This is a genomic window from Mucilaginibacter sabulilitoris (assembly GCF_034262375.1).
In the GTDB taxonomy this organism is placed as follows: Bacteria; Bacteroidota; Bacteroidia; order Sphingobacteriales; family Sphingobacteriaceae; genus Mucilaginibacter; species Mucilaginibacter sabulilitoris.
Genome location: NZ_CP139558.1, coordinates 3,157,186 through 3,174,251 on the forward strand (window position 1 = coordinate 3,157,186; position 17,066 = coordinate 3,174,251).

Genomic DNA, 17,066 nt, shown 5'->3' on the forward strand with positions numbered 1-17,066 from the left:
TTGTTATTGTTTAAAAAATTTCGTGCTTCCAATCCGTTTCCCTGTGGCTTCGTCGGTAGCTTCAACAATATAAAGCCCTTTGAGCAGGTTGCCAACATCCTGTTGAACCGAATCTGTATTGCTGGCCGTTATAGTTTTTACCAAACTTCCGGTTGCGCTGATAATACTTACTGATATTCGGTCGCTATATGTTTTACCAAAGTTAATATTAATATTTTGGGTAGCATTACTTGGGTAAACGATAAATTTAGGAATAAGGTTACTTAAAAAGTTAAAAACTAAGTTTTTTGAAATATCAGTTTTTCCGGTAACCAGATTTTGCTTTAGGCGATAAACAAGCTGTCCGTTTCCAGGGGCCTCGTCAACAATGGTGTACTTGCCCGCACCTGTAGATTGCAGGCTATCAATGGCGGTAAATGATTTACCGCCATCGCTGCTTTTTTCAATCATGAACCGGGTAAAATTGCTTTCGTTATCGGTTCTCCAGTTAAGCTGAAGGCCGGTAGTAACTTTAGCTCCGGTAAAATCCAATAATTTATACTCGTGTCCAGGTGCAATACCAATGCTTAAGTAGAAACGGTCATGTGCATAACTGGCCTTATTTGTAGTTACATTGAAGCTATATTGCGGGTTATGTACCACATCTAAAGAATCGTTAGTGAATTTGTCTTTTAAAAAGATGGTGTAACGCTCGTCGATGTTTTTCTTGTTAGGGGCTGTAAGTTTATATACCCCATAATTTGAGAAAGTAACAACAAGATTTATTTGTTTTAATTTCTCCAGATCGGATGTGTAATTTATAAAGCAGCCCACTGAATCGGCAGATTGCGAGTAAAAGAAATCTCCCTGTCCTGATGACGATATATAAGGTGCGTCTTCACCGATTTTGAATGTGCTGCCCGAGTTTTTATCAAAGTTAATATCGGTTGTATTCAGTATAAGTGAATCTTTCATTAGTTCCATCCTTAACCAAGGCATAGGAACGGGAGTTGTTTCTGATGGTGTAGCTGCAGCTAATGTACCCACTGCATTATTTTCATGTGGGTTAACTGCTAAAGTGGTCCGTGCTGAGCGTGGATTTGGAACAACATTAAATATAGGTTTTGTGGAGGGGCGGGCTAAATAAGCTGAATAAGCAACTTTCATGGTCTCAGTAAAGGTAATTGGTGTGGCTGCCGCCGTTTGGACGAAAAAACCTTGTCCTGATAATGCATATCTACTTGAGCCGGCTTGTGCTGTATCTGCAAGGGCGTCATAAACAGCAAATCTTGTTGATGAACTATTTGTTCCGGTATTAGCATCTTTTATCAGCATATAAAAGAACTTGTATCTATTTGAATTACCACTATAAACAAGTTTCAGATCAATAACCGACGCATAAGGGTTACCTATCATATTAAAACCTTTTTTAGAGCTAATGGTACTATTAAAAGATAAATTGGTGCCACCCGCCAGGGTTGAATAATAAGTTGGGATGGGTGAGTTTGAAAAATTAATGATTTTAGGACTAAAGGAACCATTAGTGCCCCCACCTTTAAACACAGCTCCAAAAAAATTAAGAGTAGCATCATTGGATGCCGGAAAAGGTGGACTAAAAGGGTTTGATACGCTCCTATCACCCCTGAAATAAAATAAGAATCCGTTACCAATGGGCACTGTTTCGCTCATAGTTGCAAATGGCTTATACTCATTGTTAATTACGGAGTTGGGGTTTTGGGTAAGAGGAGAGTTTTCATCATAAATAAATACAGAAGGGCTATTGCCGGTTTGGGGCGCGTTATCAAAATCATATCCTGTAGCCGATCCGTTTGGCCCAGTTATCCAGGTATTTACTTTAAGTGGTTTTAAATCATAAGTACTGGCTGAAGCATTGGCTAAAGGCGACGAAAGCAGCATATACCTACGTAAATTGCCTCTTACGAAGCGCTGCACATTAATATTACCGGTAATAGTACCATTGGTCATATCGGCTATACTGGCATCTCCAGCTAAAGTAGACTTTAAAGTTAACGCGGTAGTTGAAGAGGTGCTCCCGACAGCAAGCGTGGATGAGCTGTTAACGTTTAATGTGTATAGGGGAGCAACCGTAAATTTATTTCCCGATGCCATGCTTTTAGTACCGCCACCCGTAAAAGTTACATTGTAAAAATTAGTACCCGTGGCAGTAGCGTCAGTTAAAGCTTGTGTAGTGCCATCAAAGGTAATGGTAGGTGTAGCGTTGGGTGTGAAAGTACCTGTGTTTGTGTAATTTTTTGATATAGATAATGCGCCTATACCCATAGTCATTGTTCCGGAATTGCTAAGGCTGCCATTTATATCTATTGTTCCGGCACCACCTGTGACTGTTGCGGGTGAATTATTTGTCCAGGTGGCAGCCGTTGAACCTGTTGCACCTACCTTGGTAGCGGTATTGGTTGCATTGGAAAATGACACGTTTGAATTTGTAGTAAATGTGGAGTCAATATTTAAATAGCTGGTATTAGCAGGGGTTTGAACCTTACCAATGACGGCTGTACCAGTGCCTTGTATGATAAGATTGTCATAAATAGGATCAGTGGCAGCATTTGAGTTTACAACACCCCCGCCAGGGCCAAAACCCAGTTTAGAGGTTGTATAAATCAATGGGCTCGCTCCCCTATAAATTACCGTTGCTTTACCGCCGGGATTACGATCTCCGTAAAAATTAACAGATGCGTTAGGTGTTGGAATGGTATCTACGGCTGCTGAGCTATTAAGAATTAGTGTAGGATTTGTGAGAATGTTGGCTGAAGGATTTGTTTGAGATCTACGTGCATTAACAGTGAAATAGGTGGCATTTCCTGCGGTAATAGCTGAATTATCAATAAAGGTAATTTTATTCCCTATTGTCATAGTACCATTTTCCAACCTAAATCCCACTCCTGTTCCGACGTTAACATTGAGATTAAGTTTAACATCGGTTTTGACGCTAAGAGCTTTAATAAGTGAAATCAATATGGAAATCTTATTACTGCCTGATGAATTAGCAGCAGCACCCATCTGTATGTTATTGCACGAGATGGTACCTGAACCCATTAAAACATTAAAAATACTACCACCGCTGGTATTTACACTTTGGGTGATGTCCCCCGTTACAACTAATTTGCCTGTGTTTACTGTTAATACAGTTCCGGTTATGTCATATCCCGTTATGGCAGTTGTTGAAGAATATTGAATTGTTCCGAAAATTATTGATCCAACAACCAGGCTGTCAGTGCTTGCAACAGTTAAGCTTGGTTGAGTTGTATAGACTGAGCCCGCTACTCCAAATCTAACAATATCATCCGTTGCATCCCTTCCGGGATAATCCGAACTTTGGGTAACTCCACCTACTGCCCAATTTGAAGGAGTTATCCAGTTATTGCCGGTAGGAGTGCTGGTGCCTCCCTTCCAATCAAAAGTTGTAGCAAAAGCCCTGCTCTGCATAACAATTAAGCATATAACAAGCAGGCTGGTTTTTAATAAACGTGTTCGCAAATTCAGGAGTAACAAGGTGTTATCAATTAGTACTTTATGATAACGTTTATACGGATTGATTTTCTTTTAAGTTGCTTTTTTTTACCACGAGGATATGTTGGAAAAATGAACAAAAAGAATGCTGATGAACTCCTATTTTGGTTTTTTGATACTTTTTCATTGTAAATATCATACTATTAGCTAATTACAATTGGCAATGTATTATTGATGATACCAGAAGTGGGGAATTATTTTCTGTACCGGGAAAATATTGGCAATGAATTTGACGGTGATGTCAAATTAGTGATCGTCAATATTTTATTGTTTAAAAAACTTGGCGCTGCCGATGCGCTTACCGGTAGCTTCATCAATAGCATCAACAATATACATTCCTTTAATGAGGTTGCCTACATTTTGCTGTACAACATCGGTATTGCTGGTGGTGAGGGTTTTTACCACGCTTCCGACTGCGTTTATAATATTGATCTTTATATTGTTGCTGTACATTTTCCCGAGCCTGATATGGATGTCCTGCACGGTATTGCTCGGATATACCATAAACGATAGCAGCTCAGTACTGGCTGAAAAATCAAAGGTTAAGCTTTTAGATATTTGTGTATCACCACTTACTAAAACCTGTACCAGCCGGTAAGTGATCTGTCCGGTACCCGGGGCCGGATCGGTGAAGGTATAACTACCCGCGCCTGTAGATAGCAGACTGTCGATAGTTATGTATGATTTACCGCCATTGGTGCTTTTTTCAACCAGGAACCGGGTAAAAGTGCTTTCGTTATCGGTTTTCCAGGTAAGCTGTATACCGGCGGCAACCTTAGTTCCGCTAAATCCCAATAGTTTGTACTCATGTCCCGGCGCAATGCCAATACTTAAGTAAAAACGGTCATGTGCATAGCTGGCCGCGTTTTTATCTACATTAAAGGCATATTCGGAGTTATGCACCACGTCTAAAGAATCATTGGTGTATTTATCTTTTAAAAAGATGGTATAACGCTCGTCGATATTGGCTTTGGATGGGGCCGTAATCTTGTATAAACCGTAGTTGGAAAATTCCACACTCAGGTTTACACGCTTTAATTTTTCGAGCGTCGACATATAATTTACAAAGCAACCTATAGAATCGGTGGTGAAAGAGTAAAGCAAATCGCCCTGGCCCGATGACAAAAGATAAGGGGCATCCTCGCCTGGCCGAAAAGTATTATTGGCCTCATTAACAAAATTAATATCAGTAGTATTAAGTATAGATGTGTCTTTATTTAATTCTAAGCGCAATGATGGAATGGGAGGAACGCTGGCTGGTGTATTATCTGCTGTAGTCGAAGCTTCGTTCAGACTGGTTTGGCGGGGGCTTGATGCTAATTTTATGCTGGTTATATTGTTGAGGTTTTTGACGTTGAATACCGGTAATGTAGGGCTTGATCCGGTATATGACGAATAAGACACCTTCATAGTTTCATTAAAAACAATAGGATATGCCCCGGGTGCAGCTACAAAAAAGCCCTGACCAGATAAAGCATAACGGTTTGCCCCTGGCTGAATGGAGCCTGTTGACGCATCATAAACAGCAAATTTAGTTGAGTAACTATTGGGTCCGGTGCTGCCCCCCTTTACCAGCATGTAATAAAATTTATAGGCATAGCTCGAATTGATGGCCACATTAACCGAATAAACTTTTTGAAGATCAATCACCGATGCATAAGGGTTACCGAGCAGGTTAAGTCCCCGTTTTACAATGGGTGTTGCAGCGTTAAAGGATAAAGTGCCTGTTCCGGCTATCGACGTGTAGGTTGCTGGAGGCGTTGACGGGAAGTTAATAATATTGGCGGTAAACTGACCTGTAGTACCAGCAGGAGCGCCGGTGCCCTTAAAAACAGTCCCGAAAAAGTTAAGCGTGGTATTATCTGGCGCTGGGAAGGGGCGGATAAACGGGTTTACAATGCTCCGGCTGCCCCTGAAATAATACATCAAACCGTTTGCCAGCGGTACCGACTCATTTATGGTCGCAAAAGGCTTATATTCATTTCCGTTGGTGGAGTTTACATCTTGCGTTATGGGCGCGTTTTCGTCATAAACAAAAGCGGATGGACTATTTCCTGTAGCCGGAGCATCGTCAAAACCATTTCCTGCACCCGAAGGACCGGTTATAAACGTGGTAGCTTTAAGCGGTACCAAGCTATAAGTAGTTGCCGATGCATTATTAACAGGGGATGAAAGCAACATATATCTCCTTATTACGCCCGTAACATAACGCTGCACATTGATACTGCCTATTATGCTGCCAGTTGACATATTAGCTATACTCGCATCCCCAGCCGCGGTAGAAAGCATTGTTAATGCAGTTGTGCGGGCTGTACCATCGCTTGTAACACCCAATACAGCCTGTGCTGTAACGGTTAAAGTACTTTTGGGAGACACCGAAAAATTACCCCCGGTATTATAATTCATGGTTTTTGTTGATGCGCCGGTAAAAGTTACATTATTGAATTTGGTGCCCACAGTTGTAAAATCTCTAAGCGTTTGGTTAGCAGTGCCATTGAATATAGTAGTGCCGGTACTTTGCGTATAAATACCTCCAGTATTGTTGGTGTAATTTGTAGCTATCGATAAATCTGCTATACCCAAATTAAGCGTGCCCCCTGAGTTGTTGATTACCGAACCTGTAATGGTAATTTTACCGGAACCCTGATTTACAGTACATGAATTTGTCCAGTTACCCCCAACGGTAACAATTGGATTATTACTCGTGAGGTCAACTATGCCGCCGCTGCTTATCCAGTTCTTATCTACAGTGAGCGTACCTGCATTTACTTTTTTTGTAACACGGTTGCTCATGGTTAAATAATTGTACGTGGCCGGGTTGTTGTCAAGAATAGGGTCTGTTGATGCATAAACTGTTTGTGTTGTGCCGGCAGTGTTATCGTCATCGTTATACTCCACCGTACATGTGCCCGTACCGGTGCTTTTGTAAAAATCCAAAGAGTTTGCCAGGCTTGATTGGTCAATTGGTGCCGGACCCCCAAGTTTTAATGTCGCATTTCCTGATGATGGCTCGACATAAAATTTAACTGTGGCCTTTGAATTATTTAAGATGCCACCACTTGTATTTGTAGTTAGAATTTTTCCGCCAATTGAAGTTGTGCCACCCCTTAAAGAAAAAGTCGCATCAATTTCGCCCAGAATAAGACCTATGATTACTAAATTAATACCGAATGTAGTTCCATTGACAGATACGTTTTTAGCGATGTTTAAATTGGTAATTGTTGATGCAAATGTTAAAACGTTGGTTGTTGCGGTTAATATGTTATTTAAAAATATACCCTGATCGCCAATTTTTAAGTTGCCTAAACAATCAACCCTTCCACCTCCGGAAAGTATAACGGTGTAACTGCTAAGTAATGCCGGGGATTGATAAATATCTCCTGATACTGTCAGCGTCCCATCTACCGCAAAATTAATTACACTTGATAATAGCGAGGGTATTAAAGCCCCGAATGTGATGGAGGCACATGTTGCTGTAGTATTTACGAGAACAGCCGGTGGGTTGCTGAATGATAAAAGCCCAATATTAACAGGGTCACCAGATTGGGGTGGGGTTGATGGGGTAGTTGGGAGTCCTAATGCTCCGAGAACCTGCCAGTTTAAAATATTGTTCCAATCAGTTTTACTGCCCGTTGCGGCATTGCCAATCCAGTCATAAGTGGTTGCATTCACTACCCCCGCCTGCAGGCAAAACATCATCACAACCAATACCGAATAACGTAATAAGACTTTCATAAAACACACGTGTAAAACCGTTGAAATTCTTATGAGCTATTAAACTAATAAGTAATTTACGGCTTATTACGTGCGTTTTTTAATAAGGATGATGGGTTTGAATCAATGAATGAAATGAACGGAAAAATAGAAGCAGAACGAAATATATTATCTTGTTTGATAAAATTAAAATTAACTATAAAGAAAATTTAGGATTTAAAGAAAGACGGCTGATACCAGGTATATGGTACAGTTAGTTAACTACTTTTCCTTTATCTAAACGCAGCATCCTGTTAACACTGTTGGGTATTTCATGCTGGTAATGGGTTACATAAATAAGGGTCACGTTACTAAGGTTGCAAATGGTATCTACCAGGTTTTTAAAGTGCAGTTGCTGGTGATCATCCATGCCCTGGCAGGGTTCGTCAAAAATAAGCAGGGCGGGGTTTTTTATAAGCGCCCTTGCCAGCAGACATAAACGCTGGGCGCTTGCAGGTATATTTTTTAGTAGTACCCGGGCATATTTATCAATTTCAAGTGCCTTCATCCATCGCAGTGCAATTTCGGCCCGGTCTTTATTGCTTGGTCTGAACAAACCGAGCGTATCATAATAACCAGATTCAATTACCTGCAGGCAGCTGTTATCAGTAGGAAAATACTGGTGCAGCTCGGGCGACACAAAACCTATCTTCTTTTTTATATCCCAGATACTTTCGCCGGTACCCCTTTTTTTATCAAATAAAATAATGTTGTTGGCATAAGCCTGGGGGTTATCGCCATTAATTAAACTAAGCAGGGTTGATTTTCCCGCTCCATTATGCCCAAGCAACGCCCATCTTTGTCCGGTTTTTATATCCCAGTTCACATCCTCCAATATAACTTTGTCGCCATATTTAATGTGTACCTTATCCATTTTTACTATCCAGTTATAAGCAACCGGATTTTTATCAATGTTTAATAAACTGCTCAACTCGCTTGTGTCTATGCTGTCGGTATTATCGGCTTCAAAACGAGCAGGATTAAATTCAGCTTTGCTGGCTTCGTGAACTATTGCACCATTTTTTAATACCGCGATATGGCTTATAGCTCCCGGAATTTCATGTACAGAAGTTGCCATGATCAAGCTGATACCCGATGCGGTGATCTGTTCAATAATTCCGTTAAACTCTTCCCTTGTTTTTACATCCAAACCGGTTAACGGGTTATCCAATAACAGCAGCACCGGGTTTTTGAGCAGTGCGGCGGCCAGCATTAAGCGTTTAGTTTCGCCGTTTGATAGCTTTATTAATTGCTTATCACGTAAGCTATGCAGATTGAGTAGTGTAAGGGCTTTGTCAAGCGTCCAGGAGGTGCCGGGGCGCATGATGCTTTTGATAGATAATAAATAATCATCAACAGTTAAAGCATCCTCAGAGTCTGAAGAATTATAACGCTGCTGGTAATAAAAATCGGTAGTGTTAGAAAGGTTTCTGAAATGATGCCTCGGTTCAACAAGGGCTATCAGCTTATTATTAAGATTAACACCGTTGCTGTTTGCCTGAGAATTTGCAAGTTCCTCTCCGAAATAGTAGGTAATTGTACCGCCTGTTATGTTAAAGCGGCCGGCTATGGTTTGAAGCAGGGCGCTTTTTCCAGATCCGCTTTCGCCAATCAATGCCCAGTTTTCGCCCTTGTTTATTTTAAACGTAAGATCCTTGAACAGGGTGTTGGTCAAAAATCTTACAGTTGCATTATTAATTGAGAAAAGTGTATTAAACATAGCTTATCAGTAGCCGGTAAAAGTACTTATCTGCCCTAAAAGCTTCTACTAATTTTTGTAAAATTTTGAAGGGAATAGTACGTACCCTGAAAAGTTAAGCCGTCTTTTTAAGCGTTTGGTTATGACTCAAATTAGCGTTATTCTTATTTAACCGATTCCAGGCCTTGATATTAACAACCTCGTCTTTTACAAGATTTTTACAGCCTTTATTTGGGCAAGTCACAATCCAATATTTTCTTTGTTGCTCAATATGCGGCCGCGCGCCACATTTAATGCAATTTTCGCAATGAATGTTTGGTTGTATTTCTATAATCATATTGTCTGGTGTGTTGTATTGTAAAATAGGCAATGCAAAAGTAGTTATTTTTATTTAGTAACATGCAGGTTTAGTAAAAACCTGCACTATAAGTATGTAAACTTTAACTTAATGTAATATAAACGATTTGTTAAATAAATAATTTTAAGCTCAACAGTAAATGTTATTATTTCATCAATTGTCCTGTTTTTTAATCAGCTGATGTTTTGACCGAATTATTCTTATTAGGTTTAATTTAAAAATTGTTAAACTTACTTTGAAAATTCATCATGGTCTAATTATGCAAGCATAAATCATTCCAATATTTCAATAAGACGTATAATTTTTCTTTTTTTTTCACCATCATAACAAAGCGCATAATTGTATTTTAAAAGAGGTCTGATTATTGTATCATCTTTATCATCTGCTAAAAAATAACATTATGAAAAACGCGCATTTATTATTGATGGTTATGGCTATGGCCATGTTTACTATGAGTAGCTGCTCTGTAATTGAAGGTATATTTAAGGCCGGAGCCGTTGTTGGTATTATATCGGTTATTGTTGTAATACTGGTTATCATTTGGCTGATTTCCCTATTTCGGGGTAAATAACATTTAATAGGAATAATGCTAAATTATATTAAAAGTTAAACATTTTAACTAATCGTGTGTTTATCTAAAAAAATCTATAGTTATGGAAAACACACAAGCAACCACCGAAGTTTTAAATGATCTGGTACAGATTAACAACGATCGTATTGAAGGCTATCAACGGGCTTTGAAAGATTTAAAAGATAATGAGGCCGATCTTAAATCTCTTTTTACAACATTAATTGGCGATAGTCACCGCTATAAATTGGAGCTGGGGACAGAAATTGCGGCATTAGGGAAGGACATTGAAACAGGAACAACAACCAGCGGTAAAATACACCGTACCTGGCTTGATGTAAAGGCAGCTTTCACCGCGCATGATACTCATGATATATTAGAAGAATGCGAGTTTGGCGAGGATGCAATACTTAAGGCTTACAAGCAAGCCCTGGAAGAAGAATACCTGCCTGCCTATTTACGGCAGCTGATTACAAGGCAGCAAGATGAACTGCTTGATGCCCATGATGAAATAAAAGCGCTTCGTGACGGAGTTCAGTAAAATCAAGACATCAATAAAAAAGGAGCTATCTTACAGGAGGGCACTGAAAAAGTAGCTTAATAAGCTGAAGTATTTGAAGCGAGCAAGAGAAAAGGCAACTTTTACTTGGTCGCTTTTTTATTTTAGGGGATGGGGTGATTTGTTAGGGCTGATATGAGCCGATTAAAGGTGCAATTGATGACAAAGCAGCCGCTTTAACTTGGCACTTAGCTTATCAGCTTGATGATTCTCTTAAGATTTACTGTAAAGATGGTCAACGCACCCTGCATCTGCATATTTTCGATACCGTAAGCTATTGCCCGGTCATAACCATGAACGTTTTTTAGCTCACTGTTCTTCGCTTCGACCTTATATCTGTGTTTGATACTTTCTTTATACTCTGCCGTTTCCTGGAATGCCATCTGCTGCAGGTGCATGTCTGATTTAATGCTGACCGAATAGGTTTTAGCCTTCGCGCCGGGCTTATAGCAATGCTCTCTTAATGGGCATATCTTACATTTTTCAACATCAAAGTAATAGGTGTCTACCTGATTCTCGCCGATATTCTTTTTCCCGCCGCGTGCTTTTCGGATAGCCAGATGCCCTGCCGGGCAGACGAACATGCCTGCATCCTTATTATAGTCAAATCTGTCCTCATCCTTTCTGAAACCCTGAGTGATGGAAGGGTTTAGTTTGGCTACAATCTTTATCTCTTGAGCGCTCGTCAGTTCAAGATTGTCTTTTCCTGAATAAGCTGAATCCCCGATAATCTTTTCTACGTTGATCCCATTGTTTTGGCTGATTTCTAAAAGTTTGGGAAGCTCCGGACCATCACCTTTTTCACCCGATGTGATTACGGCAGCGGTAATGATGCGTTCCTCTGTCATCGCCAAATGGGTCTTATAACCAAAGAATGAGCTATCAGCTGATTTATGGCCGGTTTTGGCATCCTTATCTTTAGATACTATATAGTGCTCCTGAGTATCTGCTACTGTCTCTTTCAATAGATTCAGTTTTTCTTTTACCGCAGGTATCTGGCATAACGGTTGATCGGCTTCAATATACTTTTCCAATGCACTGCAATAAGCCAGTTCTTTTTCCAATTCGTCGGCTGTGTTCTTTTCGGGCATGCCTGCCTTCATATCTTCATCTATCGCATAAACAGCTTTGCGGAGTAACTTTGAACGTTCCCGCAATACTTCCAATGCTGAATACGGGTTGGATCTCGACAGGGAATGGGTAGCATCAACAATAATGGATTTTGAGCGGATGAGCCCTTTTTCAATAGCTATGGTCACCGTTTTACCAATAAGCAGGTTTAACAGATCATTATCCTTTAGCCGCAGCTTTCTGAACTTGGTCAATGAACTCGGATCGATAATTCCTTCTTCCGGTGACATATCCAGGAAATATTTGAACGACATATCATACTGCGAACGCTCAACAACATCTACATCTGAAACCGTATAGATCGTTTTTAACAACAGATATTTGAACATCCGCACGGGACTTTCCGCTGTCCTGCCATTCGTCATGCAATATTTGCTGACCAGTTCTTCATAGATAAATGTAAAATCTATCAGGTCGTTGATCTTCCGAAGAAGATTGTCTTTAGGAACGATCAGGTCATAAAGACCTGAAAACGCGCTAAACTGTATCTGTTGTTGTTGGGCAAGCATCCTGGTGGCTTTCTTTCGACGATTTAAGATACAAAAAAAGGAGTAGAAAACCCTCGTCTTCTACTCCTTTTGTCCATTTGGACTTTTTCAGTGCCCTCTCTTACAGTAGCTCCTTTTTTATTGATCTTGTTTCTGGTTTTTAATTTTCGGGCGATATGTTTACCGCGTCTGTTTGCCAGCTGCTTTTATCAGACCAGTCGCCACCTATATAATGCATATTAACTATCCAGTCAGATTTAACCATTTTTCCTGAAATATTTAAAGCTTTTACAACAGATTGTATCTGGTAATTATTTTTAGCAGTATCGATAGCTTGTTTAAAGGTATGATTGGGGAACACAGCGGTTGAGGGTTGTTTCAGGTGGTCTTTTACAAAAACCTTCGCTATATTAAAAGCTTCCTGTGCGGTGGGTTTGCGGTTAAGATGTACCGTACTGTTTTTGCTGATGCCAAAAATCACAATAACAAAAATGATGATAAAAGCGATAGTAAAAAGTGTTACCGTTTTAATACGCGGGTGACGGTGCCAGCCTAAACTTTTGCGCTCGGAATCATTCAATAACCTCCATTCTGAATATTTCATATTATATTGCCTATCAACATTAAGCAATATTGCAGTAAATTGTTTTGGTGTTAAATAATATCAAAAAAAAGCGTCCCGGTTTTTCCGGGACGCTTTTTTACTAATAAAAGCAAGATTACTTTTTAGCAGTGTCAGCAGCAGCTGAATCAGTTTTAGCTGAATCAGTAGCAGCACCCATTTTAGAAGCTGTATCCATTTTAGTTGAATCCATAGAAGCTGAGTCCATTTTAGCTGAATCGGTAGCTGAAGATGAACCAGAACCTTTACAAGCAGCAAATGAAGTAGCGATAGCTAAAGCAACTAAGCCTAATTTGAATGAATTTTTCATGATTAATTTTTAATAAGTGATTTAATAGTTTTCTTATTAATACTATAAACAACAAAAGGTAACCCATAATTTTTAAAAAAATTACAGGTTACCTTTTGTAAATTACTGAATTGCTAAAAATGTAGTAGAAATTTACATCCCTACCACGTTTTTATTATGCGAAGCAATTATTTTTTGGTTGAATCAGCTTTAGTAGAATCAACAGCAGCAGCACCAGCTTTAGCGGTAGAATCAACAGCAGTAGCTGAATCAGCTTTAGCAGAATCAACAGCAACAGTTGAATCAGCTTTAGTTGAATCAGCAGCTGAACCAGAACCAGAACCTTTACAAGCTGCAAATGAAGTAGCGATAGCTAAAGCAACTAAACCAAGTTTGAAAGAATTTTTCATTTTGTGAGTTTTTAATTTAAATGTTTGTGATCGTTTTCATGTCTTAATACAGTTTACATTAAAAGGTAACCCATGAAAATAAAAAAAAATAAATTTCCATAGATTTTGTAGTTTTTATGGCGATAAGGAATGTTTTTTGAAGCTGAATTTTTATTGCAGATTTGCCGCCTTATTAAAAATAAGAGGTTACCTTGCCCGGCCTGGTTGTATTAAAAGAACTAATTAATAATTATACTGTATAATTGTTATAGCAACAGATAATGCAAGGCTGGCACCGGTAATTTATTTTAGATAAATTATTTTTTTATTAATGGGTTACAATTTCGCATAAATAGTATTAAGAGTGAATAAAGAGTTAAAAGCTTCGGCACCAACAGATAGCGAGATAGTTCTTGGTATACTTAATAATTCGGAAACCGTACTTAAAAAATTGTACGTTACTTATTTTCCGATGATATTACAGTTAATTATCAACAACAACGGAGATGAGGATGATGCCAAGGATATTTATCAGGAGGCAATAATAGTTCTTTACAATAAGATCAAATCGGGGCAGTTTGAATTAAGCAGTAAGCTTAAAACTTACATTTATTCGGTTTGCCGGAGGCTTTGGCTCAAAAGGCTTAGCCATATGCACAGATATGGAGGTGATATAAGGGATTTTGAAGAATACCTGCCTGTTGACGATGAGATTGATAACCATAATGACCGGGATATACAGTTTAATAAAATGGAAAACGCGCTCCAGTTATTAGGAGAACCCTGCAAAACCATTATGGAAGATTTTTATATACATAACAGATCAATGCAGGATATCTGCGAACGTTTTGGCTATACGAATGCCGATAATGCCAAAACACAAAAATATAAGTGCCTGCAAAGGCTGAAAAAATTGTTTTTTCAGCAAAAATAAGGAGTGAAAAGAGATGAGCGATAACCAACTTACGGAATTAATTGAACGGTACCTCAATGATGACATGAGTCATGATGAGCGTATTGAGTTTGAATTGCTCCGCAAAAACGATGCTGCGGTTGACAGCCGGGTAACCGAGCACAAGCAGTTTATTGGTTTGCTGAAGCAATATGGCGAGCGTTTGGAACTGGAGAAACGCCTGAATGCCATTCATGATGAAATTGATGTGCATGCACTGAAAGAAGAGGTGACCATCCATCCAGTATGGATTGTGCGTATGTGGCGCCATCATCACTCAAAAATATCGGTTGCTGCGTCAATTGCCATATTTGCTATTTTGAGTACGCTGTTTTTTACGGGTAAGCTTAATAATCACGATTCACGCTTTGTACAATTAAGCCAAAAGGTAGATCAGCTTCAGAGTTCAAACGATCAGCTTAAACATACCATAAACACAAGCCTTAAGAACAGTAAACCTGTTAAACCGGTTAAACCTAAGGTTGTCAATCCGGGTAATTTCAGAGGTACAGGCTTCGCTTTATCATCAAACGGCTATATAGCAACCAATTACCATGTAGTTACCGGTGCCGATTCAGTTTATGTGCAAAATGCCAGCGGTGAATCGTTCCATGCCAAGGTGATCTATACAGAACCTCAGTATGATATTGCCATATTGCAGATCAACGATCCGTCGTTTAAAAACTTAGGCGCTGTGCCATATAACTTTAAAAAATCAGGCAGCGATCTGGGCGAAAATGTGTACACGTTTGGTTATCCGAGCGGGCAGGAAGTTTTCGGCCCAGGTTCATTAACAGCAGCTACCGGTTATCATGGCGATACGCTGAATTACCAGGTATCTATCCCGGTTGATTATGGTAACAGCGGCGGCCCGTTGCTTGATGATAAAGGTAACCTGATTGGTGTTATCCGTGGTTTACAAACCCAGGTTGCTGGTACCGCGTTTGCGGTGAAATCGGCTTATTTATTAAAAGCGATACAAAACATCCCGTCCGATTCGTTAAGTAAATCGTTAACCTTAAATAACAAAAATACACTGGCCGGCTTAAGCCGTACCCAGCAGCTAAAAAAACTTAAAAACTATGTTTTCATGGTTAAAGTTTATAACCAATAATTTGCCCAACCAATAAAAATTAATAATTGAAAAAGGAGATACCGGAAGGTGTCTCTTTTTTGTTTTAGGGAAATTCGGGTTTGATGGCCTGTCAGTCTGAGCTTGTCGAAGACTCGTGCGAAGAAGCCTTTGCCCACCATGCTTCGACGGAACTCAACATGACACCCTGGCTTTTGATTCTCAGGAGAAAATAGGGATTGGCTTTCTACCTATCTACCTCTCCCAAAACAAAATCGATAGAGCCAACAATAGCTATCAGGTCGGCAATGAGTACGCCTTTTGATATTTCTGGTAATACAGATAAATTGTTAAAACTTGGTCCGCGTGATTTTACACGGGTAGGTATCTCTGATTTCCCATCGGCCATAAAATAAAAACCCAGCTCGCCTTTAGCGCCTTCACAGCGTACATAATAATCTTGTGCCTTAGGTATGGTTTTGCGGGGCATTTTAGCACGCGGATCAAAATCGGGTGTGCGTTTTAGCTCGTTTTGCAGGCGGTCAAGGCATTGCTCAACTATACGTAATGACTGTTCTATTTCATCAACCCGTACCTTGTACCGGTCCCAGCAGTCGCCTACGGTGCCCATGAGGCCTTTACCAACAGGTATCTCAAAATCAAGCTCGGGATAAGCCGAATAATTGTCTATACGTCTCAAATCCCACTTTAAACCCGAAGCACGCAGCATTGGGCCTGAGCAGCCATAGTTTATGGCCACATCAAGCGGTAGCACGCCTACGTTTGCCGTGCGCGATATAAATACCTGATTATCGGTTAGCAGTTGGTTAAGCTCCACCATTTTTGGTTTAAAGTATTCCACAAAATCACGGCAACGTTCTTCAAAACCCACGGGCAGATCATAAAACAAACCGCCAACCCAAATATAATTATACAGCATGCGTGAACCCGAAGCCCACTCCAGCATGCCCATAATATGTTCCCTGTCTCTAAAACACCATAAAAAAGGGGTAAACGCGCCTATATCAATACCGTAGGTGCCAATGGCTATCAAGTGCGATGCGATCCGGTTAAGTTCACAAACCAACACGCGGATGTATTCAACCCGTTTGGGGATATCTTTGTCAATGCCCATCATACGTTCAACACCCATTACAAAAGCGTGGCTGTTGTTCATAGAGGCAAGGTAGTCAAGCCTGTCAGTAAACGGAATGGTTTGCTGGTAGGTTAACGATTCGGCGTGTTTTTCAAAACAACGGTGCAGGTAGCCAATATGCGGAATAACTTCTTTTACTATTTCGCCATCGGTTATAAGCTCCAAACGCAAAACACCATGTGTTGAAGGATGCTGAGGGCCCATATTGAGCACCATATCCTCTACACTGGCATCAGCTATCTTTTTGTTGTAATTAAGGAGCGCTTCTTCGTATTTAGTGTTAGTGACTACCAATGTTGTTTGCTATTTTGTAAACTTCAAAAATCAACATTTTTTTGGTTTTATCGGGCCAAATTGATGTGAAATCTATAAAAATTGTAGTGCTTACAGGAGATAGAGGGCTCACCCAGCAATATACTATATCCAGCTTTGCTCGCAAAAAACATGTCATTGCGAGCGCAACGTGGCAATCGCATACGTTACAGCGTAACTTGTACAATTT

The 17,066-nt window shown here is 39.9% G+C and carries 12 protein-coding genes; 4 read left to right on the forward strand and 8 right to left on the reverse strand.

Annotated features, from left to right (window positions below; translation table 11 throughout):
* Positions 1-3: 3 nt before the first annotated feature.
* The 3 genes from SNE25_RS13750 to SNE25_RS13760 all read right to left on the reverse strand — a co-directional run bounded on the left by SNE25_RS13750 (position 4) and on the right by SNE25_RS13760 (position 9,001).
* Complete coding sequence (locus SNE25_RS13750) at positions 4-3,444, reverse strand: T9SS type A sorting domain-containing protein (protein WP_321565676.1); 3,441 nt, start codon at positions 3,442-3,444, stop codon at positions 4-6.
* Positions 3,445-3,792: 348 nt separating this feature from the next.
* Positions 3,793-7,263 carry a beta strand repeat-containing protein gene (locus tag SNE25_RS13755; RefSeq protein ID WP_321565677.1) on the reverse strand — a complete coding sequence of 1,157 codons (3,471 nt, stop codon included), beginning with the start codon at positions 7,261-7,263 and terminating at the stop codon, positions 3,793-3,795.
* A gap of 232 nt (positions 7,264-7,495) precedes the next feature.
* Positions 7,496-9,001 carry an ATP-binding cassette domain-containing protein gene (locus SNE25_RS13760; RefSeq protein WP_321565678.1) on the reverse strand — a complete coding sequence of 502 codons (1,506 nt, stop codon included), beginning with the start codon at positions 8,999-9,001 and terminating at the stop codon, positions 7,496-7,498.
* A 737-nt stretch (positions 9,002-9,738) separates the two neighbouring features.
* On the opposite strand from SNE25_RS13760, the gene SNE25_RS13765 reads away from it, so the two are divergent.
* Together SNE25_RS13765 and SNE25_RS13770 are read left to right on the forward strand one after the other, a co-directional pair.
* Positions 9,739-9,909 (forward strand): hypothetical protein, encoded by a 171-nt coding sequence (locus SNE25_RS13765; protein WP_321565679.1) that lies wholly within the window; start codon positions 9,739-9,741, stop codon positions 9,907-9,909.
* Between the two features lie 82 nt (positions 9,910-9,991).
* A complete protein-coding gene (locus SNE25_RS13770) occupies positions 9,992-10,447 on the forward strand; it encodes a PA2169 family four-helix-bundle protein (protein ID WP_321565680.1) in 456 nt (151 codons plus the stop codon).
* A gap of 206 nt (positions 10,448-10,653) precedes the next feature.
* Here the strand turns inward: SNE25_RS13770 and SNE25_RS13775 are convergent, their stop codons facing one another.
* The 4 genes from SNE25_RS13775 to SNE25_RS13790 all read right to left on the reverse strand — a co-directional run bounded on the left by SNE25_RS13775 (position 10,654) and on the right by SNE25_RS13790 (position 13,405).
* Positions 10,654-12,105, reverse strand: a complete 1,452-nt coding sequence (locus SNE25_RS13775) for an IS1182 family transposase (RefSeq protein WP_321565681.1) — start codon at positions 12,103-12,105, stop codon at positions 10,654-10,656.
* 139 nt (positions 12,106-12,244) lie between these two features.
* The gene (locus SNE25_RS13780) at positions 12,245-12,688 is read right to left on the reverse strand and encodes a hypothetical protein (RefSeq protein ID WP_321565682.1); all 444 of its coding nucleotides are present in this window, start codon (positions 12,686-12,688) and stop codon (positions 12,245-12,247) included.
* 115 nt (positions 12,689-12,803) lie between these two features.
* Positions 12,804-13,016 (reverse strand): hypothetical protein, encoded by a 213-nt coding sequence (locus SNE25_RS13785; protein ID WP_321565683.1) that lies wholly within the window; start codon positions 13,014-13,016, stop codon positions 12,804-12,806.
* 167 nt (positions 13,017-13,183) lie between these two features.
* A complete protein-coding gene (locus SNE25_RS13790) occupies positions 13,184-13,405 on the reverse strand; it encodes a hypothetical protein (protein WP_321565684.1) in 222 nt (73 codons plus the stop codon).
* 343 nt (positions 13,406-13,748) lie between these two features.
* On the opposite strand from SNE25_RS13790, the gene SNE25_RS13795 reads away from it, so the two are divergent.
* The gene (locus tag SNE25_RS13795) at positions 13,749-14,318 is read left to right on the forward strand and encodes an RNA polymerase sigma factor (RefSeq protein WP_321565685.1); all 570 of its coding nucleotides are present in this window, start codon (positions 13,749-13,751) and stop codon (positions 14,316-14,318) included.
* Between the two features lie 13 nt (positions 14,319-14,331).
* Positions 14,332-15,450 (forward strand): S1C family serine protease, encoded by a 1,119-nt coding sequence (locus tag SNE25_RS13800; protein WP_321565686.1) that lies wholly within the window; start codon positions 14,332-14,334, stop codon positions 15,448-15,450.
* Positions 15,451-15,655: 205 nt separating this feature from the next.
* Here SNE25_RS13800 and SNE25_RS13805 read toward each other — a convergent pair whose 3' ends face one another.
* On the reverse strand, positions 15,656-16,780 hold the full coding sequence (locus SNE25_RS13805; RefSeq protein WP_321566223.1) for an NADH-quinone oxidoreductase subunit D: 1,125 nt from the start codon (positions 16,778-16,780) through the stop codon (positions 15,656-15,658).
* Between the last annotated feature and the right edge of the window lie 286 nt (positions 16,781-17,066).